We start from the raw sequence: 26,081 nt of genomic DNA on the forward strand, positions 1-26,081 counted from the left end.
GGCGGCGACACCGAGGCCCTCGCCGGCGCCGCCGAACCGGTCGTGGACTTCCACAAGAACGCCGAACGATCCCGACGATCCTGATCGGAGACTCCACGTGTCCCTCACCTTCCACTGGTTCCTGCCCACCAACGGCGACAGCCGCCACGTCGTCGGTGGCGGCCACGGCACCCCGGCCACCGCCTTCGGACGGAACCGGCCGCCGACCGTCGCCTACCTGAGCCAGATCGCCCGCGCCGCCGAGGACCTTGGCTTCGTCGGCGCGCTCACCCCGACCGGCGCCTGGTGCGAGGACGCCTGGCTGACGACGGCGATGGTCAGCCAGCACACCGAACGCCTGAAGTTCCTGGTCGCCTTCCGGCCCGGCTTCGTCTCGCCCACGCTCGCCGCCCAGATGGCCTCCACCTTCCAGCGGCAGAGCGGCGGACGGCTCCTGCTCAACGTCGTCACCGGCGGCGAGAGCCACGAGCAGCGCGCCTACGGCGACTTCCTCGACAAGGATGCCCGCTACCGCCGTACCGGCGAATTCCTGCAGATCGTCCGGGAGTTGTGGCAGGGCAAGACCGTCGACCTGTCGGGCGAGCACCTACGGGTCGAGGACGCCACACTGGCCCGGTTGCCCGACCCGGTCCCCGAGGTGTACTTCGGTGGCTCCTCGCCCATCGCCGGCGAGGTCGCCGCACGCCATGCGGACGTCTACCTCACCTGGGGCGAGCCCCCTGCCGCCGTCGCCGAGAAGATCGCCTGGGTCCGGGCACTGGCAGAGAAGGAGGGCCGCAGCATCCGCTTCGGCATCCGCCTCCACGTCATCACCCGCGACACCGCCGAGCAGGCGTGGGCCGAGGCCCGGCGGCTGCTGGACGGCTTCGACGCGGAGACCGTAAGGGCCGTGCAAGCGGGTCTGGCCCGCAGCGCGTCCGAGGGACAGCGGCGCATGCTGGCCCTGCACGGCGGCAGCCGGGACGACCTGGAGATCCACCCCAACCTGTGGGCCGGGATCGGGCTGGTGCGGGGAGGCGCCGGCACGGCACTGGTCGGCAGCCACGACGAGGTCGCCGAGCGGATCGTCGAGTACCACCGACTCGGCATCGACGAGTTCGTGCTCTCCGGCTACCCGCACCTGGAAGAGGCGTACTGGTTCGGCGAGGGCGTGCTGCCCCGGCTGGCCGAGCAGGGCCTGTGGACCCACCCGGTCCGCCCGGAGGCGGGAAAGACGGCAAGGCCCTCTTGACGTGGCACGCAGACCGCCTGACACTCCAATCAGGTATCCCTAGTGGATTGGTAGGAAATGATGGAGTGTCCGGGGTCGCCCGCCGACCGTGCCGTACGCGCGGCTCGGCCGTCTCTCCTTCTGACCTCCCGCCGCCACATCGATCTCCTGCGTGTCTGCAGCGCGGCAAGCCCTCTCCCGACGCACCTCTGAGAACCAGAAGCCGGATCCGGACCCAGGGAGACACATGCCCGCCGCACCCTCGACCTCCGTCCCGTCCCTCCCCTCTCCGCCGTCGTTCCGGGGCAGGATCGGCTGTGACGCGAGCAGTGGCTACTACGCCGTGTCGCGCCGCTACCGCCTCCACCTCTCGCTGTCCTGCCCCCACTGTCTGCGGATCGCCATCACCCACAGCCTGCTCGGTCTGGAAGAGACCCTCCCGGTTGCACTGCTGCCGGCCGTGCCCGAAAGCCCCGACGGCGGACACTCTTCTCTGCGCCCGTTGTACGAGGCCAGCTCGCACCGGCATCCCGGACCGGCCACCGCACCCGTGCTGAGCGACGACTGGACAGGACGGATCGTCAGCACGCACACGCCGGACATCCTCCGGGACCTGGCCCGGCACTTCGGTGGCGACGGCTCCGACCGGCCCGCCCTCTACCCGCACGGCGAGGAGGAGGAGATCGAGGCCGTCGGACGCCTCTGCGAGTACCGCATCAACGAAGCCGCACAGCACGCCGGGCAGGCCGACGCCGACGTCACGGTGCGCCGGACCGCCCTCGGTTCCCTGCTCCGCGTGCTGGGCTCACTGGAGTGTCGGCTCGCCCACCAGGACTTCATCCTGGGCGACGAAATGACCGCCGCCGACGTGCAGTTGTGGGTGACCCTGGTGCAACTCGACACCGTTCACCGTCTGCACCTGGACGCCGCCGCGGTCCACGCCATCGCCGACCATCCGCACCTGTGGGCCTACGCCAGGCGACTGGCCGCCCACCCCGCCTTCGGCTCCCACCTCGACCTGGACGGCATCGCCCGCAGGCATCATGCGCACTGCCACGGGCTGGAGGCCGCGGGGGCGGCGGTGCAGATCCTGGACTGGTCCGTGCACAGCACAGGGCGCCGGCCCCTGGCCGGGTTCACCACGGTCGTCGGCAAGGCCGAGTGAGTCCGGCCCGGGTGTCAGGCCGGTCCGGGCCGGGATCATCGCGCGGTGCGAAGACCGTCGACGGCGTCGCGGAGGTCCGCGACGCAGGCGGCGACGTCGCGTCGTGCGGTGTCGATCACAAGGTGATCCCGGTGCCATGGTTCGTACTCCCGGTCGCGAATGTCGGTCCAGGTGGGCAGGGGCAGGCCGGAGATGTCCGGGGTGCGGCTGGTCGCCCGCCTCTCGTGCTCGACGGGATCCGAGCAGACGATCTCGATCTCGGCGGCGGGAACACCCGCCAGGTCGGCCACGTCGCGCCAGGCGTCGCGTGTGACCGCCAACGGGTTCACGGACTCGGCGATGACGGTCAGGCCCTGTCGCAGGTGGTCCTCCGCCAAGGCGTACCCGACCACGTAACCGACCGCGCCGAGCGGGTGCTGCCCGAGCCCCGACCGCACGATCGCCTGCTCGATGGTGTCGATCCGCACATGGACCGCGTCGAGTTGGCGGGCGAGAGCGCGGGCCAGTGTTGTCTTACCTGTGGCGGGCAGCCCGCCCATGACGATGAGCATGGTTCATGGTGCCGCAGGGGACTGATCGATCCCCACCGATCGGATCGGGCTGCACAAGGTTGCAACAGACCAGCAATACAGCGGCTGTTGACGAACGGTGCCCCATGCACGGAGCATCGGTTGGAAGGAATGCAACGAGTCGGCGGAGCCATCCGCGGAGAACAGAGGGGAGTCGCGATGCAGCGCCGTCGGCCGGTGTACGCGTACGACCCGGCCCTCGTTCCGCTCCGCGCCCCGCGCTGGGTCATGCGTCGTCACGTCGATCTGCGCCGCGTCAGCAGCGCCATCTGTCACGCCTGACCGCTCCGGCCGCCCGCACACCGCTTGCGGTCGACGCCGCGTTTCTCGGCCCCTTTTCGCGCGTCTTCGCGTGTTCCTGACCTCCTCTTGAATTCTTTCCAGCCTTCCCACGGCCGCGCATTCCCACAGCCGTACGCCCGGCCATGACACACGGGAGATCACCGCATGCCCGTCCTCGTCGAAAACACGCTCACCGTCCGCCCTGTCGCGGGCCGCATCGGCGCCGACATCTCCGGCGTCGACCTCTCCCGGCCTCTGTCGCCCGAGGAGGTACCGGACGGCCGCGAGTCCGAGCTGATATCCGGCAGGCCGTTCACGGCGGACCACCGGGTCGTGGTCAGCGCCTGATGTTCACAGTCACAGCCATGCGTACCGCACCACTCCAGGCGGCCACAGCGGCCGCGGCCGTGTCTCTGCTGCTGGCCGGCTGCCAGAACTCCGGGGCCGCTGCCGGAGGCACGGACACCGCCCCTATCAAGGCCAGGATTCCGAAGACCGTGTCAGCCGATACGTCCATCACCGTGGGAGCGCCCGATCTCAAGGTGGCACTGAAGCTGTCCGGGCAGCTCGACAAGCTGCCGTTCACCGTCAAATGGGCCAACCTCCAGGGCGGACCGCAGTGCTCCGAGGCGTTTCGCGCCGGCTCTCTCGATCTGTGCTCGGCCGCGGAGATCCCCTCCATCCACGCCCACTGGACCGGACTGGACACCAGGCTGGTGGCGGCCAGGTTCCGCAAGGCCCCGCTCGACCACCCCACCTACGAGCTCGGCATCGCGCCCGGCGCGAACATCGACACCCTCAAGGACCTGCGTGGCAAGAAGATCGCGTACAGCCCGGGACAGGCGCAGGGCGCCCTCGTCCTGCGCATCCTGGCCAAGGCCGGGCTCACCAAGGAGGACGTACAGCTGGTCGAACTGCCCAGTACCGGGGACGTCTATCCGACCGCGCTGAGCAGCCGTCAGGTGGACGCGGCGCCTATCGGTGACGTCAACATCAGGCGCTATCCGGCGAAGTACGGCAAGGACGGGGCCAGAACCATCCAGCACGGGCTGCGCGACGACCCCGAACATCTGTGGGCGCCGGCCGAGTCCGTGAAGGACCCGCAGAAGGCGGCCGCCATCAGAGAGCTGGTCGAGGTCTGGGCACGGGCGCAGATCTGGATCGACAAGCACCCGAAGGAATGGATCGAGGGCTACTACGTGAAGGACCAGGGCCTGACCCACGAAGACGGCGCGTATCTGGTCGAGCAGAGCGGTCATCCGGACATCCCGGCGGACTGGACGCCGGCCATCGGCCGCCAGCAGAAGACGGTCGACCTGCTGGCCAAGGAGACGGGCCAGGAGAAGTTCGACGCCTCGATCCTCTTCGACCGGCGGTACGAGTCGGTCGCGGCCCGTGCGATTGCGGCTGAGGCGCCGACAGAGCGGGAGCGCCCATGAGTACCGGACTCTCCAAAGAGAGGCTGGCACCGGCCAAGCCCGCTGACGCTGCCCCCGAGCCGTCGCCGGAGAGGGAGACTCCGGTGCCTGTGGCCCGGCTGCGCCCCCGTCGGCGGCTCGGTCCGGGCCGCCCCATCCCGTACGGCTGGGCTCTCGGCCCGTTGCTGCTGCTCGCCGTCTGGTCGGTTGGTTCGGCCGCCGGTCTCATCGATCCGCGGAACATATCCGAACCGTGGACGGTGGTCACCACGGCGAACGACCTCATCGCCCAAGGCAGGCTGCAGTCCAGCCTGTGGACATCGGCGCAGCGGGTCCTCATCGGGCTGCTGTCCGGCGTGGCGGCCGGGCTCGTCCTGGCCCTGGTCTCCGGCCTCAGCAGGCTCGGTGAAGCAGTGATCGACGGCCCGGTACAGATCAAGCGGGCCATTCCCTCGCTGGCACTGATCCCGCTGCTGATCCTGTGGTTCGGCATCGGCGAGTCCATGAAGATCATCACGATCGCGCTGGCGGTCCTCGTCCCCGTCTACATCCACACCCACAACGGGCTGCGCACCATCGACAGCCGGTATGTCGAACTGGCCGAGACCGTACGGCTGCGGCGGCGTGAGTTCCTGCGCCATGTGGTGATCCCCGGGGCGCTGCCCGGCTTCCTGCTCGGCATGCGCTTCGCCGTCACCAACGCCTGGCTGGCCCTGGTCGTCGTCGAGCAGGTCAACGCCACCAGCGGCATCGGCTACATGATGGAGCTGGCGCGGACGTACGGCCAGACCGAGATCATCATCGTCGGCCTGGTCGTGTACGGGCTCCTCGGCCTCGTATCGGACGGAGCGGTGCGGCTGGCCGAGAGGAGGGCGCTGTCATGGCGACGCACACTGGCCGGCTGACCGGGACGAACGCGGCAACCGTCGCGGAGGAGCGCCCGGCGGTCCGTATCGAAGGGCTGGTACGCGCCTTCGGGGACCGGAGGGTGCTCGACGGGCTCGATCTGACCATCCGTCCGGGGGAGTTCGTGGCCCTGCTCGGCCGCAGCGGCTCCGGCAAGAGCACCCTGCTGCGGGCGCTGGCGGGACTCGATCACGCGCTCACCGGGGCCGGCGAGCTGAGCGTGCCCGACCATGCCTCGGTGGTGTTCCAGGACGCCCGGCTGCTGCCGTGGAAACGCGTCCTGGGCAATGTCGTACTGGGACTTGACGGGCCGGATGCCGTCGAGCGCGGAACGGCGGCACTCGCGGAGGTCGGTCTCGCCGGGCGGGAGCGGGCCTGGCCCGTCGAACTCTCCGGCGGCGAGCAGCAGCGGGTGTCCCTGGCGCGTTCCCTGGTACGCGAACCCCAACTCCTTCTCGCCGACGAGCCGTTCGGCGCACTCGACGCGCTGACCCGGATCCGGATGCACGCGCTGCTGCGGCGGCTGTGCGAGCGGCACCGGCCGGCGGTGCTGCTGGTGACCCATGACGTGGACGAGGCGATCGTGCTCGCCGACCGGGTCGCGGTTCTGGACGAAGGCAGGATCGCGGCCGACCTCACCGTGGACCTCCCGCCACCGCGCCACCACGGCGACCCGGAGTACACCGTCCTCCGCGACCGCCTGCTGGGCCTGCTCGGCGTCGATCAGCTGGACCAGATCGACCAGCCGGACCAGACCGACCCGGACGAGACCGTGCGATGACCCGCCGGCCCATCAACAACCACCCCACCTGCGAAGGAACTCACGTGAGACCGCTCCGCCTCCGCCCCGCCCTGATCACGCTCTCCTCGGCGGCCCTGCTGGCCACCGCGACGGCGACCCCTCCCGCCGCCGCCTCGCCCGCCCCGGCGCGCGCCTCGGTGGCTCTCGACTGGTACGACACCACGGCGGAGACCATCGCGGCAGCCGGTGCACCGACCCAGGTCACCAACAGCCGTACCTGGGCGATCAGTTGGCTCGCGGCAGCGCGGGCCGCCCGGCAGGTGCCCGCGGGGATCGACCGCGGTGACCGCGGCGACTTCCAGGACGCCGCGCTCGCCTCGGCGGTGCACCACTCCCTGACCGCGCTGGCGCCCGGCCGTACCGAGCAGCTGGACACCGCGCTGCGTCAGACCCTGGAGACAATCCCCGACGGCCCCGCCGAGGACCAGGGCGTGGCGGCCGGCGAACAGCAGGCCCGGCTCGCGCTGGCCTCCCGCGAGGGCGACGGCCTCGACCCGGAGTCGGTGAACGCGCCCTTCCCGGTGCCGCAGCCCGCGCCCGGCGTGTGGCAGCCGACGCCGCCCTCGAACGCCCCGGCCACGCAGTACGGCAACCGTCTCGCGCGGCCCTTCGCACTGGAGCAGGCCAACCAGTTCCGCCTGGGCCCGCCGCCCGCGCTGGACTCCGCCCGCTACCGGTCCGAGCTGGCCGAGGTGCGTACGTACGGCGCGAAGGACAGCACGCGACGCACCACACGGCAGACGGAGACAGCCACCTTCTGGCTGGGCTCCTCACTGACCCTCTACACCGAACCGCTGCGCGTCGCGCTGGCCCGGTCCTCCGCATCCTCCGCACAGCAGGCGGAGCTGGTGGCCCTGTTCCACATCGCCCTGGTCGACACCCAGATCGCCACCTCCGACACCAAGTACGCCTACCTGCGCTGGCGTCCGGTCACCGCGATCCGCACCGGGGAGATCGCCCCCGACCCGGCATGGACCCCGCTGCACGACACACCGGCCCACCCCGACTACCCCAGCGGTCACAACACCTACTCGGGAGCGGCGGAGGCGGTGCTCACCGCGCTGGTCGGGCCGCGCACCGCCCCGTTCGACCTGACCAGCCCCACCGCGCCGGGCGTGACCCGCACCTACACGAGCTGGCACCGGTTGACGATCGAGAACGTGGACGCCCGGGTCTACTCGGGCATCCACACCCGCTCCGCCGACGAGGCCGGAGTCAGGCTCGGCACAGACGTGGCCAGGTACGTCCTGCGCCACGCCGAGCAGCTGTTCGGTACGGGGTGAGCCGCGTTCGTGGCGGCGAAGCCCAGGCCACATCGAGCACGCGCCGCGCGGGCCGGTGATCTCGTACGTACCTCCAGGAAGGCACCCACCCGTGTCCTCAGCACCCTCCTCTCCGCTGCACCTCGCCGTCGCCCTCGACGGCACCGGCTGGCATCCGGCCTCCTGGCGTGAGCCGGTGGCCCGTCCCCGGGATCTGTTCGCCGCCGGCTACTGGGCCGATCTGGTCGCCGAGGCCGAGCGCGGCCTGCTCGACTTCGTGACCTTCGAGGACGGCCTGGGCCTGCAGTCCTCCCACTTCCTGGAACCGGACGGCCGCACCGACCAGGTCCGCGGTCGCCTGGACGCCGTCCTCCTCGCAGCCCGCATCGCCCCGCTGACCCGGCACATAGGCCTGGTCCCGACCACGGTGGTCACCCACACGGAGCCGTTCCACATCTCCAAGGCCATCGCCACCCTCGACTACGTCAGCACCGGCCGCGCGGGCCTGCGGGTGCAGATCACCGCCCGCCCCAACGAGGCCGCGCACTTCGGTCGCCGCACGATCCCACCCATCGACACGTACGACAGCCCCGTGGTGACCGGCCTCTTCGACGAGGCCGCCGACTACGTGGAGGTCGTACGCAGGCTCTGGGACAGCTGGGAGGACGACGCGGAGATCCGGGACGCCGCCACCGGGCGTTTCATCGACCGCGACAAGCTGCACTACATCGACTTCGAGGGCAGGCACTTCAGCGTGAAGGGCCCGTCCATCACCCCGCGCCCGCCGCAGGGCCAGCCCGTCGTCACCGCCCTCGCCCACCAGACCGTCCCGTACCGGCTGGTGGCCCGCCAGGCCGACATCGGCTACGTCACCCCGCATGACGCCGGTCAGGCCCGCGCGATCGTCGCGGAGATCCGAGCCGAGCAGGAGGCGGCCGGACGGGCGGACGAGCCGCTGCATGTCTTCGGTGACCTGGTGGTCTTCCTGGACGACGACCCGGCCGCCGCCACCGCCCGACGCGAGCGTCTCAACGCCCTCGCCGGATCCCCGTACACCAGCGACGCCCGCATCTTCACCGGTACGCCCTCCCAACTCGCCGACCTGCTCCAGGAGTTGCAGTCGGCCGGGCTGAGCGGCTTCCGGCTGCGCCCCGCCGTCCTCGGCCACGACCTCCCGGCGATCACCCGGGGCCTGGTCCCCGAGCTCCAGCGCCGGGGTGCCTTCCGCCGTGCCTACGAGGCCGACACGCTGCGCGGACTGCTGGGCCTGGCCCGCCCCGCCAACCGCTACTCCCCCAAGCTCTCGGCTTCGCTCGAGCCCGGGGGGACCCCCACCGCTTCCACTGCTGTCACCGCCTGAGCCGGAGGGCCCGTACGACCATGAGCAAGCCGCTGAAGCAGATCCACCTGGCAGCCCACTTCCCCGGCGTCAACAACACCACCGTGTGGAGCGACCCGAAGGCCGGCAGCCACATAGAGTTCAGTTCCTTCGCCCACTTCGCGCGCACGGCGGAACGCGCCAAGTTCGACTTTCTCTTCCTCGCTGAGGGACTGAGGCTCCGCGAACAGGGCGGAAAAATCTACGACTTGGACGTCGTCGGCCGCCCCGACACCTTCACCGTCCTCGCCGCGCTCGCCGCCGTCACCGAGCACCTCGGCCTGACCGGCACCATCAACTCCACCTTCAACGAGCCCTACGAGGTCGCCCGCCAGTTCGCTAGTCTTGACCACCTCTCGGGTGGCCGCTCCGCCTGGAACGTCGTCACCTCCTGGGACGCCTTCACCGGCGAGAACTTCCGCCGCGGCGGCTTCCTCCCGCAGGAGGAGCGCTACTCCCGCGCCAAGGAGTTCCTCGCCACCGCGAACGAACTCTTCGACTCCTGGCACGGCGACGAGATCCTCGCCGACCAGGTCACCGGGACCTTCCTGCGCGACGCGAAGGCCGGGGCCTTCGTCCACACCGGGCAACACTTCGACATCCAGGGCCAGTTCAACGTCCCGCGCTCCCCACAGGGCCGTCCGGTCATCTTCCAGGCCGGCGACTCCGACGAGGGCCGCGAGTTCGCCGCCTCCGACGCCGACGCGATCTTCAGCCGGTACGCCACCCTCAAGGAGGGGCAGGCCTTCTACGCGGACGTCAAGAATCGCTTGGCCAAGTACGGTCGCCGCCCGGACCAGCTGCTGATCCTGCCCGCCGCGACCTTCGTCCTCGGCGACACCGACGCCGAGGCCGAGGAACGGGCCCGCGAGGTGCGCCGCCGGCAGGTCAGCGGGGCCACGGCACTCAAGCACCTGGAGTTCGTCTGGAACCGGGACCTGTCCTCGTACGACCCGGACGGCCCGCTCCCCGACATCGACCCGGATCTCGCCGATCACCACATCTCGCGGGGTCGGGCCCAGGTGCGCATGTACCGCGATCCGCTGGCCACCGCCCGCGAGTGGCGGGAGCGCGCCGCTGCCAACAACTGGTCCATCCGCGATCTCGTCATCGAGACCGGCAACCGCCAGAACTTCGTCGGTTCGCCGGAGACGGTCGCCCGGACCATCAACGACTTCGTCCAGGCCGACGCCAGCGACGGCTTCATCCTGGTCCCGCACATCACGCCGGGCGGCCTCGACGTCTTCGCCGACAAGGTGGTCCCGCTGCTCCAGGAGCAGGGCGTGTTCCGCACGGAGTACGAGGGCCGGACCCTGCGCGACCACCTCGGCCTCGCCCACCCGGACGACGTACGCGGCGACGTGCGGAGTGAGCGGGTGGCGTCGTGAAGTTCCTCGCCATCACGCTGATCGTGCACGCCCCGGACCCGGTGACCGGCGTCCAGAAACCGACCAGCGAACGCTTCCGCGAGGTCCTCGACAACGCCCTGCTCGCCGAGGAGTTGGGCTTCGACGGGTTCGGGGTGGGGGAGCGGCACGAGCGGCCGTTCATCTCCTCCTCGCCACCCGTCGTCCTCAGTCACATCGCCGCACTGACGCAGCGCATCCGCCTGTTCACCGCCGTGACCACGCTCAGCCTCCTCGACCCCGTGCGCGCCTACGAGGACTACGCGACGCTGGACCACCTCTCCGGCGGACGCCTCGAGCTGATCGTCGGCAAGGGCAACGGCGCCGCCCAGCGCGAGCTGTTCCATGTCACACCCGAGGACCAGTGGGAGCGCAACGCCGAGAGCTACGAAGTGTTCCGGCAGATCTGGCGGCAGGACAAGGTCACCGCCGACACCCGCTTCCGCCCGGAGCTGACGGACGCCGAGGTGTGGCCCAGGCCGCTGCAGCAACCCATCCGCGTGTGGCACGGCAGCGCGACCAGCAAGGAGTCGGTCGACCTCGCGGCCCGCTACGGCGACCCGTTGTTCTCGGCGAACGTCACCAACCCCATCGAGCCGTACGCCGAGTTGATCCGCCACTACCGCGAGCGCTGGGAGCACTACGGGCATGACCCGGCCGACATCGCGGTCGGCGCGGGCACGGCGGGCATCTACGTGGCCCGTACGTCCCAGGAGGCGATCGCCACGTACCGGCCCGTGTTCGAGGGCAACCTGGCGTTCCAGAAGCGGCTGGGCCTGGAGCCGGTCTTCCCGACTATCGAGGACTTCGTCGAGCGCAGCTCGGCACTGGTCGGCAGCCCGCAACAGATCATCGACAAGGTTCACCGCTACCACGAGCAGTTCGGCCACTCGGTGCTGCATCTGCACGCGGACGCAAGCGGACTGACGGGCAGGCAGCACCGGGACTCGCTGCAACTGTTCCAGTCCGAGGTCGCTCCGGTGCTGCGCCGCAAGATCCCCGACCCGCCGTTCACTTGGGGCCCCGTGCTCCCCGTACCACCGATCCCTGAGGAGCCCGCCCATGTCTGACACCCGCCTCGGCGTACTCGACCTGGTCCCCATCCCGTCCGGCTCGACGGCGGCCGACGCCCTGCGCAACTCCATCGACCTCGCACAGCAGGCCGAGCGACTCGGATACGCCCGCTACTGGTTCGCCGAACATCACCTGAACCCGGGTGTGGCCGGTACGTCCCCCGCCGTCGTCCTGGCCCTGACCGCCTCCGCCACCTCCACCATCCGGCTCGGCTCCGGAGCCGTACAGCTCGGGCACCGCACCGCCCTGTCCACCGTGGAGGAGTTCGGCCTGCTCGACGCACTGCACCCGGGCCGGCTCGACCTGGGCCTCGGCCGGTCGGGCGGCCGTCCACCGGGACAACCGGCCACCCCGCTGCCGACCGCGACCCCGGTCGTCGACGGCCGCGCCCCGAACGGCCTGGTCATCCCACCCCGCTTCTCCTTCGAGCACCTGCTCGGCTCGCCCCGGATCGCCCTGCAACGCAAGCTGCTCCTGCTGCCGGGCGCCGAGTCGCAGGACTACGCCGAGCAGATCGACGACATCCTCGCCCTGCTGGCGGGCACCTACCGCTCCCCGGAGGGCATCGAGGCGCACATCGTCCCGGGTGAGGGGGCCGACGTGGAGGTGTGGATCCTGGGCAGCAGCGGCGGCCAGAGCGCCGAGGTGGCCGGCGCCCGGGGCCTGCGCTTCGCCGCGAACTACCACGTCAGTCCGGCCACGGTCCTGGACGCGGTGGAGGGCTACCGGGCCTTCTTCGAGCCCTCCGAGTTCCTCGACAAGCCGTACGTCAGCGTGTCCGCGGACGTCGTCGTCGCCGAGGACGACGCGACGGCCCGCGAACTCGCCACCGGCTACGGCCCGTGGGTCCGCAGCATCCGCACCGCGGAGGGCGCCATCGAGTTCCCGACGCCGGAGGAGGCGTGCGCCCACGCGTGGACGGACGAGGACAGGGCCCTGGTCCAGGACCGCCTCGACACGCAGTTCGTCGGCTCCCCGGGCCGGGTGGCCGATCAGCTGGAACAGCTCCAGGAGGCCACGGGCGCCGACGAGTTGCTCATCACGACGATCACCCACGACCATGCGGACCGGGTCCGCTCGTACGAACTGCTGGCGGAAGAGTGGCGCCGCCGGGGCGGCGACTCGCCGTAGACGTTCGTGGAGTGCCCGCGGTCCCAATTTCCGCCGCTCACCAGGAGTTTCGAGAATTCGAGAATCCGAGATCGCCTATGCTGCCGTGGACAACGGCGATACCGCGCGGAGGCCTGGCGACGTGGGTCTGGATCTGAACCTGCTGCTGCCGTTGGACGCGCTGTTGCAGGAGCGCAGTGTGACGCGGGCGGCTGAGCGGCTGGGGCTGAGCCAGCCCACCGTGAGTTCCGCGCTGGCCCGGCTGCGCCGCCACTTCGGCGACGAACTGCTCACCCGAGTGGGGAACACGTACGAACTCACCCCGCTGGCCGAGCGCCTGGCCGCGCACACGGCGCACGCGCTCGGCTCGGCGGACCGGGTCTTCCAGACCCGCCCCGCCTTCGAACCCGCCCACGCGCAGCGCGAGTTCACCCTGGTGGTGGCCGATATGCATCTGCCCACCTTCGGCCGGACACTGGCCGCCCTCGTGCGCGACACGGCGCCGGGGGTGCGGCTGCGGTTCCAGCACATGGCCCCGCAGATCGCCCGCCGCGCCCAGGAGCACCTGCGCACCGTTGACGGCATGGTGCTGCCGCAGGGTCTGCTGGCGAACGTACCGGCCATCGATCTGTACGAGGACCGCTGGGTGTGCGTCGTCTCCTCCGACACCGTCAGCTCGCCGCCGCCGACTCCCGAGGAACTCGCCGCACGTCCCTGGGTGCTGCCCTTCCACTTCCCGTCGATGGGCTTCTCGCCCTTGCACGGGTTGCACGCCGAGAGCCTGGAACCGCGGGTCGAGATCGCCATCGAGAACTTCCTCACCATGCCGTACCTGATCGCCGGCACCGACCGGGTGGGCGTGGTCCCCGAACGCGCCGTCCGCCTGTTCCCCGCCGGCAGCGGCACGACCGTCGTCGAGCTGCCGTTCGGTGCGGGGCGGGTGGTGGAATCCCTGTGGTGGCACCCTGTGCATGATCGTGACCCCGCGCACATCTGGCTGAGGAAGACCGCGGCCACAGTCGGCCAACTGGTCGCCGCCGGTGAGGCAGAGCCTCCCGTGCACCACGACACACCGCACAGCTGACCCGAAAGCAAGCTTGCACGGGGGTATTGATCCCGTCTATGACCGCCATCGGCGATCTCTCGTTCCCCAAGTACCTGGTCAGCGGCAAGAGTTGGACTCGCGAGCACGCCACTGGCGTACGACGAGTGGTCCGTGTCGTCTCACCGACCGGTACGACACATCCGCCTGTGGTCTGCCCTGCGACGACTGAGCTTGTTCCCCACAACCCCCCACTTTTTGTGCTTTCTTGGAGATGACTGTTATGCGCAGCGAACTGCTGGCGCTCAGGGCAGGGCACGTCTTCGACGGCGTGAACGTCGGACCATCCGGCATGGTGCTGGTCGAGGACGGCGTGATCCGCGACGTGGACTTCACGGGAGCGTCACCGCCGGAGCACGCGGCGGTGACGGACTTCGGGCCGGACGGATGGCTGCTTCCCGGGCTGATCGACGCGCACGTGCATCTGTGCTGGGACGGCACCAAGGACGCCGTGGAGCATGTGGCGTCCCACGACCACGAGGCCGTACTGGAGACCGCACGCGCCTCCGCGGCGACCACGCTGACGACCGGTGTCACGACCGTCCGTGACCTCGGCGACCGCGACTACCTCACCCTCGCGCTGCGCGAGCAGATGCCGCCCACGGAGCGCCCCGACATCGTCGCCGCGGGACCGCCCATCACGACCCACGGCGGCCACTGTTACTTCCTCGGCGGCGAGGCCGACGGTGCCGACGCGCTGCTGGCGGCGGTGCGGAACCGTGCCGCGCGCGGCTGCGACGTGGTGAAGGTGATGGCCAGCGGCGGCATGATGACGCCCGGCTCCAACTCCCTGCACCAGCAGTACGACCGGTCCGACCTACGGCTGATCGCCGACGAGGCGCACCAGCTCGGGCTCACCGTGGCCGCCCATGCCCACGCCGTTCCGACGATCGCGGACGTGGCCGACGCCGGCTTCGACACCATCGAGCACTTCTCCTTCCTCACCGCCGAAGGCGTCGGTCTGCGCCAGGATCTGGTGGACGAGGTCGTACGGCGAGGAACGTTCATCAGCCTCACGGTGGGCATCTTGCCCGGCGATACGCCGCCGGCCCCGGCTGTGGCCGCCCACCTCGCCGCACTGTGGGACCTCGTGGCCAAGGTCATCGCCTCGGGCGCCCGGATCGTTCCCGGCACCGACGCGGGCATCACCGCCGACAAACCGCACGGCGTCTACCCCCACGCGCTGACCCAGCTCGCCGAGCTGGGCATGCCGAACCGTGACGTACTGCGCTGCGCGACCTCCGAGGCCGCCGAAGCGGTGGGCCGGGCCGGACGCAAGGGCGTGCTGCGCCCCGGAGCGGACGCCGATGTCCTCGCGCTCGGCAGCTCTCCGGTCGACGACATCTCGGCGGTCGCCGACATCCGCGCGGTGTACCGGGCGGGCCACCGGGTGCGTTGAGCCCCGGAAACCGCCCTCACCAGGCGGGACACCTGGGCCAACTGCCCGCAGGCGAACGGCAACCCGGCGGGGGCCGGTTGGTACAGCGGCACGTCGGCCCTCGCGGACGTACGCGCTGCACGTGTGATCACGTGTGCCGTCGCCCGGCGGGTCAACTCGCCGACGCCACTTGTGAGTTGCCGGAACCAGCAGGGCAGCGCGCCGTGACGAACCTCCCCATCAGCAACAAGACGCCCCCGATCTCGCACCGAGCCGGACCGGCCGGCCACCATCACCCCGGCCGAGCAGCGGGTGAACGCGGGTGATCCCGTCGAGGCCACCGTCTCCTGGCGGAACCTCGAGGCCGGTCAGGCCTACCTCGGCCTGGTCGAGTTCGGCGACGGCACCAGGACCGTGGGCACCGCGCCACTGGCGGTCAGCCCGTAGACCCTTTGGACACCACCCTGACCCCGGGGACGCGCGGCGAGCGGTGTGCGTCCCCGGACCGCACCGGCCCCGTGGGGACGTGGTCGGCGCGGTGAACGACCCGGCCGCGGACTTCCCGACCCCCCCTCGGGAGACCGCGGCCGGGTCTCTTTCCGTCCCACCGACGGATCTGGCCGAAGTCGCGAGAGCGGCCGGGCGGCACTGCGCAGGGGTGCTCGGCTCTGCTGCTGCAGGGATGAGGCGGGCTTGACCGATCGCCTCAGAGCACGACGTCGAGTCGGGCCGGGCGGCGGACCATGGCACGTGGTGCCGGCTGCCAGGAGTAGTCGGGGGCCAGACGCATTCCCGGGAAGCGTTCCGCCAGCCCCTCGACCAGCAGACGCGTTTCCAGGCGGGCCAGCGGTGCGCCCAAGCAGGTGTGGATGCCGTACCCGAATGTCGCCAGTGTCGCCTGCCCCGGCTCGCGGTCGACCGAGAACGCGGCCGCGTCGGCGCCCCAGGCGTCCTCGTCCAGGTTCGCCGACTGGAGGCTGAGCACGACCCGGCTTCCGGCCGGCACCGGGCAGCCGGCGAACTCGCTTTCCGCCGTGGCGGTGCGCAGCACGTACTGCAGGGGTGCGTCGTGGCGCAGCGACTCCTCGATCGCACGCGGGATGAGGGTGCGGTCGTCGACGATCCCCTGCCAGCGATCCCGGTCGATGAGCAACTGGTAGAGCAGGTTGGTGATGAGGCTTCCGGTGGTGTCGGTGGACGCGAGGATCAACTGGATGCAGTGCATGATGATCTCGACCGGTTCGAGGGGGGTCTCGTCGGGCTGCGGATGCACCAGCCCGTCGAGGACGCCCGTCCCCGTGGAAGCGGCCGCAGCCCGGGTGGCGACCAGTTCCCCGAGGTAGCCGACCAGGGCCGCCATCTCCGGCATCTCCAACGAGACCTGGGGGAAGTGGTCGTTGACGACGTCGGCCCATTCCTGGACGCGGTCCCAGTCCTGCTGGGGAAGGCCCAGGAAGGCGTACACGGTACGCGCGGGGATGGCGCGGCCGAGCGTCGACCACACTTCGACCGGCTGCCCGGGGCGCAACTGATCGAGGGCGTCGGACACGATGCCGTGGACGCGCGGCTCCTCCCGGCGCAGCTTGGCAGGCGCGAACCAGCGCCGGAGGCGGGCGCGCAGCGCGGTGTGGTCGGGGGGATCCAGCATCGTGATGGGCGTGGCGGGCAGAGCCGCCGTACGGGTGCCGGCCTCGAGGACGAAGTTGTCCTCCGAGGAGAGGGTGTCCGGGCGCCGCAGGGCGTCCGTCACGTCGGTGTGCCGTGCGACGACGAACACGCCGGGCCGTGGCTGGGACACCGGACAGCGCCTGCGCGCCTCGGCGAGTTGCGCGATGGGGTCGTGTGCGGTCAGGTCCAGGGGGTCGTACGGGCTGTTGCCGGTGGTCGGGGTGGTGGGCATCGTCGGCTCCTTCCCTCGGGTGGTGATGTCGCGTTGGGCGGGTGGGGTGCGGGGCTCATGCACCGGACGGGGTCGCGACGGGCGGTCCGGCGCCGAGGCGCTTGAGTTTGACGATGGGCAGCCGGTGGTTGACGGCGACGGCGGTGGCCGTGCCGTCGTCGTGGGTCCACCTCAGCAGTGCGCTGCGGTCGTCCACCGAGCCGGCCAGGACCTCGGGCGCCCCGGTCAGCGGCAGCTCGCCGCTGATCTTGAGGTCCAGACCGGACTGTTCGGTCCAGAAGTAGGGGTCGGGGCAGTAGGGCCGGGCCGCTTCTCCGTGCAACAGGGCGGCCGCGGCCGCCCGGCCCTGCTCGACCGCGTTGGTCCAGTGCGGTGTCCGGCGGCCGTGGCGGGAGACGACGTCGCCGGCGGCGGCGATATCGGGAGCGACGAGGCATCGCTCGTCCGCCACGAGGCCGCCGTCGGCCGCCAGGGGCAGGCCCGAGCCCTCGAGCCAGGAGGTGTTCGGCACGTCTCCCACCGCGCAGACGATCACGTCGGCTTCTAGGACCGACTCCCCGCAGCGCACGGTGTACTCATCAAGGAGGGTGACGCCGTCCGGCGCGACCCGGACCCCGATGCCGTGATCGCGGGCGGCCGCGACGGCGAGGTCGGACAGCCACGGCCCGAGCAGCCTGAGCAGGGGCGGCGCGAGGTCGACCACCGTGACCTCCAGGCCCAGGGCGCGGCAGGTCGTGGCGATCTCCATGCCGAGGAAGCCGCCACCCAGCACGATCGCGCTCCGTGCGGTGGCCAGCCGGGAGGCGACGACTCGGGCGTCGTCCAGGGTGCGGACGACCAGGTCGGAGCCGCCGTCGAGCCGGCGGGCCCGCGCACCGGTGGCGACGACGAGTCCTTGGTAGGGGACCTGCGTGTCGTCGGCCAGCGTCACCACCCGGGCACGGGGGTCGAGTCGCGTGGCCCGTGCCCCGGTACGGAACTCGATGTCGTCGCCCGGTTCCGGGAGCAGGGCCGATTCCACGGGCTCACGGCCGGCGAGGATGCCCTTGGACAGCGGAACACGTGAGTAGGGCCGGTGCGCCTCGTCGGAAAGGACGGTGACCTGGCCGTCGAATCCCTCGGCGCGTAGGCTCTGCGCCGCCGTCAGCGCGGCGATGGAGCCTCCGACCACGACGATCCGTCTCACGGCTGGACCTTCAGCGCCGCAACAGGGCACACCCGCGCGGCGGCCGCGACGGAACTCTCGTGCTCCGGACCGACCTCGTCCCGGATCAGGTGCAGTTCACCCTCGTCGTCGAGGCGGAACACCTCGGGCGCGGTCTGCTCACACAGGCCGTGGCCCTCGCAACGGTCGAAGTCGACCAGGATCCGGGTCATGTCACCGCTCTTCCGTGCGTACCGTGACGGGGAGCGAGGCCAGGCCCCTGATCACGTTGTTGAGCTTGCGGACCGGCTCGCCGGCGAGGTCGATCGACGACACACGCCGTACCAGCGCGCCGAGGACCGCGTTCGCCTCGATGCGGGCCAGGCCCTGGCCGGCGCAGCCGTGGACGCCGTAGCCGAGGGCGACGTGGTCGACCGGGTTGCGCCTGACGAGGAACTCCTCGGGCCGCTCCCACTTGCGTTCGTCGCGGTTGGCGGAGGCGTAGGACAGCAGGACCTTGCTGTCGGCCGGAATGGTGACGCCCTCGATGTCCACCGGCTGGGTGGTGCGCCGGAAGAAGCCCTGGGCGGGGGACTCCAGCCGCAGGGACTCCTCGAAGGCCGGGCCGACCAGGGACGGATCGGAGCGCACCTCCTGGTACGCCTTGGGATGCTGAGCGAAGAGCAGGACCGTGTTGCCGATGCCGTTGATCGTGGTGTCCATGCTCGCGATCACGTACGCGGACAGCAGCGGGATCACGGACGCCGCCTCGATGTCTCCCCGGTCCGCGGCCTGGTGGATGGCGGCGGCCCAGCCGTCCGGGTGGAGGTTGGCCGGCACCATCACGGTGTTGAGGTACTCGAACATCTGGCTGACGAAGGGGAGGGAGGCCTGCGTGCGGGCGTTGAACGGTCCGAAGGTGTTGAACGCGGCGTCCGCGAAGGACAGCAGTGGTTCGCGTGCCTCCTCGGTCAGTCCGATCAGGTCGGCCACCACCGTCACGGGGAACACCGCGGCCAGGTCCGTGACGGCGTCGAAGCCGCCCTTGGCCACGGCGGTGGCGACCAGCTCGTCCCCGAGCTCCAGGATGCGGGTGCGCATCTTCGCCAGGGCCTTGGGTGCGAGTTTCTCGGAGAGCACCGCCCGCAGCCGGGTGTGATCCGGTGGGTCGCAGGCCAGCACGGTGCCTTTCATCAGGGCATTGAACTGGTCCTCGTAGCCCACGCCGTGCGCGGAGGAAAACCGTTCGTGATCGGCCAGGGCGGCCCGCACGTGTTCGTAGCGCGGCAGGATCCAGGCGTCGTATCCGGTCAGCCGTACGGCGGGGCCGGCGTCGCGCAGTTCGCGCAGGGCGGGATACGGATCGTGGAGCACGTCGTCGGCGAACAGATCGATGCCGGACGTGGGGACAGGCAAGGTCGCTTGCATCAGCAACTCTCCCTTGAGTCGCTCGTGCCGCGACGGGCTCTGGGGCAGGGGAAGGCCCCGGTCGCGGCATGACAATGTGGGCAGCGAAGCCAATAATGTGAGTTAACCCTCACATCGGCGCTGAGCACAAGTTCACAGACGGGAAGCGTCGCGTCAAGCCCCGTGATGCCTTTTCCGTGGACAGTCGAAAGGCCGCCCCGGATGCGGGCGGACGGCGCCGGACGCCTGCGTGTGCCGGGAGAGTGCAGGTCAGGAGCTCTGTGGCGCGCTCAGGAGGTAGGAGATGGTGGCCGTCTGGAGGTGGCTGCGCAGTTCATGCCAGGGCAGCGGACGGTAGGACTCCATCAGCTCGCCCTGGGTGATCCGATGGGCGATGGTCGCGTACATCAGGCGGTAGGCGAAGTCCAGTGCGGCCGCGCGGTCCGCGTGCGCGACAGGGACGTGGGCCAGTGCCTCGGCGAAGCGGCGGTTGCCATTGGTGCTGGCCCGTGAGCCTTCCGTGCGCACCGCCTCATGCCGGGTGCCCAGCAGGAAGAAGACGCGCAACAGGGCCTCGTGGGCCTGGAGCGCGTCGATGAACGCGCCGACCGCCTCGGCGATGGCCACGGCCGGGTCGCGCAGGATGCGCAGCCGCTTCATCGACAAGCGCTGTGTGATCTCGGCTTCCAGGTTCTCGGTGAAGGCGTGCTGGATGGCCAGCAGTAGTCCTTCCTTGTCGCCGAACCGGCGGTAGACGCTGCCCACTGCCATGCCGGCCCGTTCGGCCACGGCGGCCACGGTCAGCGCGTCGGATCCGCCCTCTTCGAGCAGGGCGTACCCGGCGCGGAGGATGTCCTGCTGTGAACGGCGGCTGCGTTCTTGAAGGGCCGGGGGCCTGTGGGTCGGGGACTCGGTCACGCACGCATTTTATTGATCGGCCTCTTGACGGCCATGTTGGCGGCGTGTGAACCTCAACTCGCATCTAATGTGAATTCACGCTCACATACGGATCTTGGGTGGCCTTTCTGGCGCCCGTTTCCGACCTCTTCTTCCGTTCCACCTCACCCTCGCAACGGCGCGGGATGCCCCCGGAGGTGCTTTATGGCCCCTATCTATGACATCGCCGTCGTCGGCTACGGACCGACCGGCCTGACCGCCGCATCTCTGCTGGGCCGGCTCGGCCACCGCGTGGTGGTGTGCGAGCGGTGGCCCGGTCTGTACGGGCTGCCCCGGCTCACCCACATCGACGACGAGGCCGCCCGGACCGTCCAGGCGGCGGCCGATGTCGACGAGGCGCTGCGCGACTCGTCGCTGTGCCAGTACCTGTGGGTCAACGGCAAGGGCGACACACTCGTGAACATCCCCGCCAACCCTGACGGCTTGATGGGGTATCCGGACCACCTCTCCATGTACCAGCCGGACGTGGAGAGCGCGATCGACAAACGACTGCGCGGCTACGGCACCGTCGACGTACGCCAGGGGTGGGCCGTCACCGGCCTCGAGCAGGACGATGAGGGCGTCGCCCTGCGGCTGCGCGGCTGGAACGCCGAGGCGACGACGGCGGACGGCCCGCACGACGAGGTCCGGGCCCGCTATGTGATCGCCGCCGACGGCAGCCGCAGCGGTGTACGCGAGCTGCTCGAAGTCGAGCGCCAGGACTTGGGCTTCAATGAGCGGTGGGTCAACGTCGACACCGAGTGGCTGCGCCCGCAGCCGCCGGAGTTCGCCTACGGCACGCAGTACTGCGACCCGGCGCGCGGCCACATGACCATCAACATCGGCCACACCCGACAGCGCTTCGAGTTCGCCCTGTTCCCGGGGGAGAACAGCCAGGACATGACCACCCCGGAGGCTGCCTGGCGGCTGCTGCGCCAGTACCACGACCTCGGCCCCGACGACCTGCGCATCACCCGCCAGCTGGTGTACGCGTTCGAGGCCCGCATCGCGAGCCGCTGGCGGACCGGCAGGGTATTCCTGGCCGGCGACGCCGCCCACACCATGCCGCCGTACCTCGGCCAGGGTGCGTGCAGCGGCCTGCGCGACGCCGCCAACCTCGCCTGGAAGCTGCACGTCGTCCTCGGCGGTCAGGCCCCGGACACGCTGCTGGACACCTACGAAAGCGAGCGCCGCCCGCACGTCACCGCCCTCACCCACGCGGCGATCGCCCTCGGCAAGGTCGCCAACACCCACGACGTCGAGGCCGCGGCGGCCCGGGACGCGGCCTTCTTCGCGGGCAAGGTGCCCCCGCCGCCGCCGTTCCCGCCGCTGAGTAACGGAGTGCTGCGGGCGGGCACGAGCGCGCCGGTCGGCACCCTCACACCGCAGGGGCGGATCCGTCTGGCCGACGGGCGCACCGGACGGCTCGACGACCTGACCGGGTTCGGCTTCGTCCTGGTCGCAGCCGAGGACCCCACCGCCGCCCTCGGCCCGGAGCGGCTTGCCCTGCTTCAGCGCCTGGGCTGCGCCGTGATCGCCCTGGACACCGTCGAGGACCTCGACGGCCGGCACCGCGCGTACCTCCGGGAACTCGGCGCAGCGGCCTACCTGGCGCGCCCCGACTTCGTCCTCTTCGGCACGGCAGCCGACAGCACGGACCTCGGCGCGCTGGTCGACGACCTCGCCTCCGCGCTGACGGCGGCCGTCGAGGCAGCGGCATGACGAACGAGAACCCTCAGACACCGGTGCTGTCACCGCTGGCCGCGGCCCAGCACCGGGCCATGCCCTTCACTCGGCTGGTCGACTGCGGCATGGACCATGCCGATGCCCGCCGGCTGCTCGCCGACACCACCGCGGGGATGCAGTGGCAGGACTCCGCCATGACCCTCGCGGAGACCCAGCTGGAGCGCGCCGGTCGCGCCGAGGCGGCCGGCCATCGGACCACGGCGCGCCAGGCGTACCGGTTCGCCTCCGCCGCGTTCATGTTCGCGCAGATGGCGTACCAGTCCGACACCGCGGAGAAGCGGGAACTGTACGAGCGCCACACCGCGGCGACCATGTCCGCCGCCGCCCTGCCGTCCCCGCACACGCCACTCATGGAACGGGTCACGGTCCCTCACCGCGCCGGCGCCCTCGGCGGCTGGCTGTGCCGACCCGCCTCCGGCAAGGTCCACGCCACCGTCATCGTGTGGGGTGGGCTCAGCGGCTGGGGAGCGGCCTACCTGCCGATCGCCGAGGCATACACGGCGCGTGGCCTGGCCTGCCTGCTGGCGGAGGGTCCCGGCCAGGGCGAATCCCGGCTGGCCCACGGGCTGTACGTCGATGAACGCGTGACCGAGGGCTTCGCCCGCTTCGTCGACCTGGTCGAGGCCGATCAGCGTCTCGGCGGCCCCATCGCAATCCAGGGCATGAGCTTCGGCGGCCTGTTCGCGGCCCATCTGGCCGCTGCCGACCCGCGCGTGGCCGCTGTCGTGGTGAGCGGCGCCCCTGCCACTCCGGCAGTCCCCGAATTCCGCACCGCCCGCGAGCAGATGGCCGCCGTGGTCGGCACGGACAACCTGGAGCGTGTCGCCGAGGTCATGGACGGCCTGCGCTTCGACCCGGACAAGCACCGCATCGGCTGCCCACTGCTCCTGCTGCACGGCGGCGAGGACCCCCTCGCCCGCTACGAGGACCAGCAACCCTTCCTGCAAGCCGCCGACCCCACCGCGGCGACCCTCCGCATCTGGCCCGACGGCGAGCACACCCTCTACAACCACGCCGCCGAACGCGACGCGTTCACCGCCGACTGGTTCACCGACCATCTCGTCCGCACCCCCGGCAGTACGAACCGCTAGGCCCCCCATGGACTTCACCGTCGAGACCGCGACCGCGGCAGTCGTGGAAAGCTTCCGGAACACCAAGGACCCCCGGCTGCGGGAAGTGATGGAGAGCCTGACCCGTCATCTGCACGCTTTCGTCCGCGACATCGAGCCCACGATGGAGGAGTGGGAGACCGCGATCGATTTCCTCACCGCCGTCGGCCATACATGCGACGACACCCGGCAGGAGTTCATCCTGCTCTCCGACGTCCTGGGCGTCTCCATGCTCGTCGAAACCCTGAACGGGACCGAGCAGGGAACCGAGAGCACCGTTCTCGGCCCCTTCCACATGACCGAGTCGCCGCGCCGTGAACTCGGCGACTCCATCGACCTGTTGGGCACCGGCCGCCCCTGCGTTATCTCCGGCCGGGTGACAGGCGCCGACGGCACACCACTGGCGAACGCGGAACTCGACGTGTGGCAGTGCACCGAGGACGGTTTCTACGACGTTCAGCAACCCGACGTGCAGCCCCCGGGTAACGGGCGGGGCCTGTTCCGTACGGACGACGAGGGCCGCTACTGGTTCCGCACCGTCGTCCCCTCCCACTACCCGATCCCCACCGACGGCCCCGTCGGCCGCCTCCTCGAAGCGACCGGCCGCCATCCGTACCGGCCCGCCCACGTCCACTTCATCGCGAGCGCCGTCGGCCGTCGGCCGGTCACCACCCACGTGTTCGTCGCCGACAGTCCGTATATCGACTCCGACGCGGTCTTCGCCGTCAAACGGGGCCTCATCACCGACTTCAGCGAGTTGCACGACGCACAGGAGGCCGACCGCTTCGGCGTGACCGCCCCCTTCGCCCACGCCACATTCGACATCGTTCTGACAACCGCGCCGGAGGCCACGCCGTGACCGCCCGACAGCCGAGTTTCACCTACGAAGCCCTGCCCATGCGGGTCATCTTCGGAGCCGGGACTCTCGCCCAACTGCCGCAGGAGGCCGAGCGGTTGGGTCTGCGCCGGCTGCTGGTGCTGTCCACGCCGGAGCAAGAGGCCCTCGCCGAGCACGCGGCAACGCTGCTCGAAGACGCGAGCGTCGGCCGGTTCACCGAAGCCCGGATGCACGTACCCGCCGATGTCGCGGCGGCGGCCCGCAAGGCCGCGCGGGAGGCCGGCGCGGATGGCTGTCTGGCCATCGGCGGGGGCTCCACGATCGGCCTGGGCAAGGTGATCGCCCTGGAAACCGGGCTTCCCGTGATCAGCGTTCCCACCACCTACGCCGGCTCCGAGATGACGCCCATCTGGGGCCTCACCGACAACGGCCGCAAACGAACCGGGCGCGACCGTTCCGTGCTGCCCCGCAGTGTCGTCTACGACCCCGAACTCACCCTCCGCCTCCCGGTGGACATGTCGGTGACCAGCGGCTTCAACGCCATCGCCCACGCGGTCGAAGCCCTGTACGCGCCCGACGCCTCACCGATCATCTCCCTGATGGCCGAAGAAGGCGTCCGCTCCCTGGCCACCGCCCTGCCCACCATCGCCAAGGCTCCCCTGGGCCTCGAGGCCCGGTCGGACGCACTGCGCGGGGCCTGGCTGTGCGGCGCCTGCCTGGGCGCCACGACCATGTCACTGCACCACAGGCTCTGCCACATCCTCGGCGGCACCTTCGACCTACCACACGCACCCACCCACACGGTCCTGCTCCCGTACGTCGCCGCCTTCAACCTCCCCGCGGCCCCTACAACGGAGCGGGCCCTGAGCCGCGCCCTTACCACCGACGACGTACCCAAGCACCTCGCAAGGACATCAGTCGAGCTCGGCGCCCCGCGCTCCCTGGCCGAACTCGGGCTGACCGAGCACGACGTGACGGAGATCGCCACTCAGGCGGTTGCCCAGCCTTACGCCAACCCCCGCCCGGTCACCGCCGACGCCGTCCGCTCCCTCGTGACGGACGCGCTGCACGGGACCCTCGCCCCCTGACCGACACCTGGGCTCATGTACGAGGGACGAGGGTTCCGCGCTCCGTCAGGGCTGAGGGACCTCCCTCAGTCCCTACACCGGGGCGGGCCCGGACGGGTGGCGGTCTCAGGCGCTGGCCCGGGGTTGTGCCGGGCTGAGGAAGTGCACGGTGGTCTGTTCGGCGTGCGGGGCGAGCAGGCCCTGCAGTTCCTCCGCGGCAACCTTGAGGACGTCCCCGTCGCGGGTGGCGTGGAGGGTTTCGAGGGCGAAAGCGACGTGGGTGGAATCCTCGGTGACGCGGGTGCGGTGGGCGTCGCGGTGGTTCCAGTGGCGGGTCAGGACGCCGGTGGTGTCCGCGTAGATGATCTCGCCGGGCTTGGGGTGCTCGACGGTGTCGGGTTCGCCGAGCGGGGTGAAGGACTCGGTGCCGTCCGCGTATCGGATGTCGACGTCGCCGGTGACGTGGGCCAGGTCGAAGGCGCCGGCGGGCAGACCGTGCCGTACGGAGACGGCGTTGTAGGAGTCGACGGCCGGGTTGATGCGCGGCAGGCTTCCCTTCTTGGCGAGGCGGCGGCCGAGCGCGTCGACGCTGGGGCGGATACGGCGGGGGTTGGTGCCGAACGAGCGGTAGGCGGTGTGCCAGGCCTCGATGCGGGGGTCGGTCTCGTCGGCGGGCTGCCAGGTGCCGTCGGCGAGTTGCTGCTCCAGGTCCGCCAGGGCTGCGGTGGTGTGGGGCCAGGGCTCGTGGCCGCGCAGGCCGGTGGCGGTGACCAGGGCGATGAGGGTGTCGGGGAAGGCGTCCGCGACGGCGGGGGTGATGCGGAAGGCGGGCATGGGCGGGGTTTCCGTTTCCTGTGTCCGGGCGTGGGCGA

26 protein-coding genes are annotated in these 26,081 nt (G+C 70.8%); 19 read left to right on the plus strand and 7 right to left on the minus strand.

All coding sequences use genetic code 11. The annotated features are described in order from the left end of the window. Window positions 1–97: 97 nt before the first annotated feature. Window positions 98–1,231 (plus strand): LLM class flavin-dependent oxidoreductase, encoded by a 1,134-nt coding sequence (locus IEZ21_RS10570; protein ID WP_189321613.1) that lies wholly within the window; start codon window positions 98–100, stop codon window positions 1,229–1,231. A 226-nt stretch (window positions 1,232–1,457) separates the two neighbouring features. Further along, window positions 1,458–2,375 carry a glutathione S-transferase C-terminal domain-containing protein gene (locus IEZ21_RS10575; RefSeq protein WP_189321614.1) on the plus strand — a complete coding sequence of 306 codons (918 nt, stop codon included), beginning with the start codon at window positions 1,458–1,460 and terminating at the stop codon, window positions 2,373–2,375. Window positions 2,376–2,410: 35 nt separating this feature from the next. On the opposite strand, the gene IEZ21_RS10580 is transcribed toward IEZ21_RS10575, so the two are convergent. Beyond that, entirely contained in the window at window positions 2,411–2,926 is a 516-nt protein-coding gene (locus IEZ21_RS10580; protein WP_189321615.1) for a P-loop nucleotide/nucleoside kinase family protein, read from the minus strand. Window positions 2,927–3,103: 177 nt separating this feature from the next. Here IEZ21_RS10580 and IEZ21_RS48400 point away from each other — a divergent pair, with 177 nt between their 5' ends. The 13 genes from IEZ21_RS48400 (at window position 3,104) to IEZ21_RS48405 (ending at window position 15,509) form a co-directional block, all read left to right on the plus strand. After that, on the plus strand, window positions 3,104–3,226 hold the full coding sequence (locus IEZ21_RS48400; protein ID WP_281193916.1) for a putative leader peptide: 123 nt from the start codon (window positions 3,104–3,106) through the stop codon (window positions 3,224–3,226). A gap of 165 nt (window positions 3,227–3,391) precedes the next feature. Continuing rightward, window positions 3,392–3,574 (plus strand): hypothetical protein, encoded by a 183-nt coding sequence (locus tag IEZ21_RS10585; RefSeq protein ID WP_189321616.1) that lies wholly within the window; start codon window positions 3,392–3,394, stop codon window positions 3,572–3,574. 17 nt (window positions 3,575–3,591) lie between these two features. Next, a complete protein-coding gene (locus tag IEZ21_RS10590) occupies window positions 3,592–4,665 on the plus strand; it encodes an ABC transporter substrate-binding protein (protein ID WP_189321617.1) in 1,074 nt (357 codons plus the stop codon). Beyond that, window positions 4,662–5,549, plus strand: a complete 888-nt coding sequence (locus tag IEZ21_RS10595) for an ABC transporter permease (RefSeq protein WP_189321618.1) — start codon at window positions 4,662–4,664, stop codon at window positions 5,547–5,549. The genes IEZ21_RS10590 and IEZ21_RS10595 overlap by 4 nt, the downstream gene beginning before the upstream one ends. Next, a complete protein-coding gene (locus IEZ21_RS10600) occupies window positions 5,525–6,331 on the plus strand; it encodes an ABC transporter ATP-binding protein (protein ID WP_189321619.1) in 807 nt (268 codons plus the stop codon). The genes IEZ21_RS10595 and IEZ21_RS10600 overlap by 25 nt, the downstream gene beginning before the upstream one ends. A 44-nt stretch (window positions 6,332–6,375) precedes the next feature. Beyond that, the gene (locus IEZ21_RS10605) at window positions 6,376–7,635 is read left to right on the plus strand and encodes a vanadium-dependent haloperoxidase (RefSeq protein ID WP_246567546.1); all 1,260 of its coding nucleotides are present in this window, start codon (window positions 6,376–6,378) and stop codon (window positions 7,633–7,635) included. A 91-nt stretch (window positions 7,636–7,726) separates the two neighbouring features. Beyond that, on the plus strand, window positions 7,727–8,974 hold the full coding sequence (locus tag IEZ21_RS10610) for an LLM class flavin-dependent oxidoreductase (protein WP_189321621.1): 1,248 nt from the start codon (window positions 7,727–7,729) through the stop codon (window positions 8,972–8,974). Window positions 8,975–8,994: 20 nt separating this feature from the next. After that, window positions 8,995–10,380 (plus strand): NtaA/DmoA family FMN-dependent monooxygenase, encoded by a 1,386-nt coding sequence (locus tag IEZ21_RS10615; protein WP_189321622.1) that lies wholly within the window; start codon window positions 8,995–8,997, stop codon window positions 10,378–10,380. Then, window positions 10,377–11,468, plus strand: coding sequence for an LLM class flavin-dependent oxidoreductase (locus IEZ21_RS10620; protein ID WP_189321623.1), 1,092 nt, complete (start codon window positions 10,377–10,379; stop codon window positions 11,466–11,468). Before IEZ21_RS10615 ends, IEZ21_RS10620 begins: the two co-directional genes overlap by 4 nt. Beyond that, window positions 11,461–12,603, plus strand: a complete 1,143-nt coding sequence (locus IEZ21_RS10625; protein ID WP_189321624.1) for an LLM class flavin-dependent oxidoreductase — start codon at window positions 11,461–11,463, stop codon at window positions 12,601–12,603. The genes IEZ21_RS10620 and IEZ21_RS10625 overlap by 8 nt, the downstream gene beginning before the upstream one ends. A gap of 121 nt (window positions 12,604–12,724) precedes the next feature. Then, window positions 12,725–13,666: a LysR family transcriptional regulator gene (locus IEZ21_RS10630; RefSeq protein ID WP_189321625.1), complete on the plus strand. Its 942-nt coding sequence runs from the start codon at window positions 12,725–12,727 to the stop codon at window positions 13,664–13,666. 241 nt (window positions 13,667–13,907) lie between these two features. Beyond that, window positions 13,908–15,083 carry an amidohydrolase family protein gene (locus IEZ21_RS10635; RefSeq protein ID WP_189321626.1) on the plus strand — a complete coding sequence of 392 codons (1,176 nt, stop codon included), beginning with the start codon at window positions 13,908–13,910 and terminating at the stop codon, window positions 15,081–15,083. Window positions 15,084–15,374: 291 nt separating this feature from the next. Continuing rightward, window positions 15,375–15,509 carry a hypothetical protein gene (locus IEZ21_RS48405; protein WP_281399418.1) on the plus strand — a complete coding sequence of 45 codons (135 nt, stop codon included), beginning with the start codon at window positions 15,375–15,377 and terminating at the stop codon, window positions 15,507–15,509. Between the two features lie 259 nt (window positions 15,510–15,768). Here IEZ21_RS48405 and IEZ21_RS10640 read toward each other — a convergent pair whose 3' ends face one another. The 5 genes from IEZ21_RS10640 to IEZ21_RS10660 form a co-directional block, all read right to left on the minus strand. Further along, window positions 15,769–16,962 carry a cytochrome P450 gene (locus tag IEZ21_RS10640; RefSeq protein WP_189321627.1) on the minus strand — a complete coding sequence of 398 codons (1,194 nt, stop codon included), beginning with the start codon at window positions 16,960–16,962 and terminating at the stop codon, window positions 15,769–15,771. 55 nt (window positions 16,963–17,017) lie between these two features. After that, a complete protein-coding gene (locus IEZ21_RS10645; protein WP_189321628.1) occupies window positions 17,018–18,148 on the minus strand; it encodes an NAD(P)/FAD-dependent oxidoreductase in 1,131 nt (376 codons plus the stop codon). Further along, window positions 18,145–18,339, minus strand: coding sequence for a ferredoxin (locus tag IEZ21_RS10650; protein ID WP_189321629.1), 195 nt, complete (start codon window positions 18,337–18,339; stop codon window positions 18,145–18,147). The genes IEZ21_RS10645 and IEZ21_RS10650 overlap by 4 nt, the downstream gene beginning before the upstream one ends. A 1-nt stretch (window position 18,340) precedes the next feature. Next, window positions 18,341–19,534: a cytochrome P450 gene (locus IEZ21_RS10655; protein WP_189321630.1), complete on the minus strand. Its 1,194-nt coding sequence runs from the start codon at window positions 19,532–19,534 to the stop codon at window positions 18,341–18,343. 249 nt (window positions 19,535–19,783) lie between these two features. Further along, window positions 19,784–20,431, minus strand: a complete 648-nt coding sequence (locus tag IEZ21_RS10660; protein ID WP_189321631.1) for a TetR/AcrR family transcriptional regulator — start codon at window positions 20,429–20,431, stop codon at window positions 19,784–19,786. A 183-nt stretch (window positions 20,432–20,614) separates the two neighbouring features. Here IEZ21_RS10660 and mhpA point away from each other — a divergent pair, with 183 nt between their 5' ends. From mhpA to IEZ21_RS10680, 4 genes are read left to right on the plus strand one after another with little or no spacing between them, the layout of a single operon-like run. Next, window positions 20,615–22,171, plus strand: a complete 1,557-nt coding sequence (mhpA, locus tag IEZ21_RS10665) for a bifunctional 3-(3-hydroxy-phenyl)propionate/3-hydroxycinnamic acid hydroxylase MhpA (protein ID WP_189321632.1) — start codon at window positions 20,615–20,617, stop codon at window positions 22,169–22,171. Beyond that, window positions 22,168–23,286, plus strand: a complete 1,119-nt coding sequence (locus tag IEZ21_RS10670; protein ID WP_246567548.1) for an alpha/beta hydrolase family protein — start codon at window positions 22,168–22,170, stop codon at window positions 23,284–23,286. Before mhpA ends, IEZ21_RS10670 begins: the two co-directional genes overlap by 4 nt. Window positions 23,287–23,293: 7 nt before the next feature. After that, window positions 23,294–24,163 carry a dioxygenase family protein gene (locus IEZ21_RS10675; protein ID WP_189321633.1) on the plus strand — a complete coding sequence of 290 codons (870 nt, stop codon included), beginning with the start codon at window positions 23,294–23,296 and terminating at the stop codon, window positions 24,161–24,163. Then, a complete protein-coding gene (locus IEZ21_RS10680; protein WP_246567550.1) occupies window positions 24,160–25,230 on the plus strand; it encodes a maleylacetate reductase in 1,071 nt (356 codons plus the stop codon). Before IEZ21_RS10675 ends, IEZ21_RS10680 begins: the two co-directional genes overlap by 4 nt. 105 nt (window positions 25,231–25,335) lie before the next feature. Here the strand turns inward: IEZ21_RS10680 and IEZ21_RS10685 are convergent, their stop codons facing one another. Continuing rightward, entirely contained in the window at window positions 25,336–26,043 is a 708-nt protein-coding gene (locus IEZ21_RS10685) for a B3/B4 domain-containing protein (RefSeq protein WP_189321634.1), read from the minus strand. Window positions 26,044–26,081 lie beyond the last annotated feature (38 nt).

The sequence above is a fragment of the Streptomyces flaveus genome (assembly GCF_014647675.1).
In the GTDB taxonomy this organism is placed as follows: Bacteria; Actinomycetota; Actinomycetes; order Streptomycetales; family Streptomycetaceae; genus Streptomyces; species Streptomyces flaveus.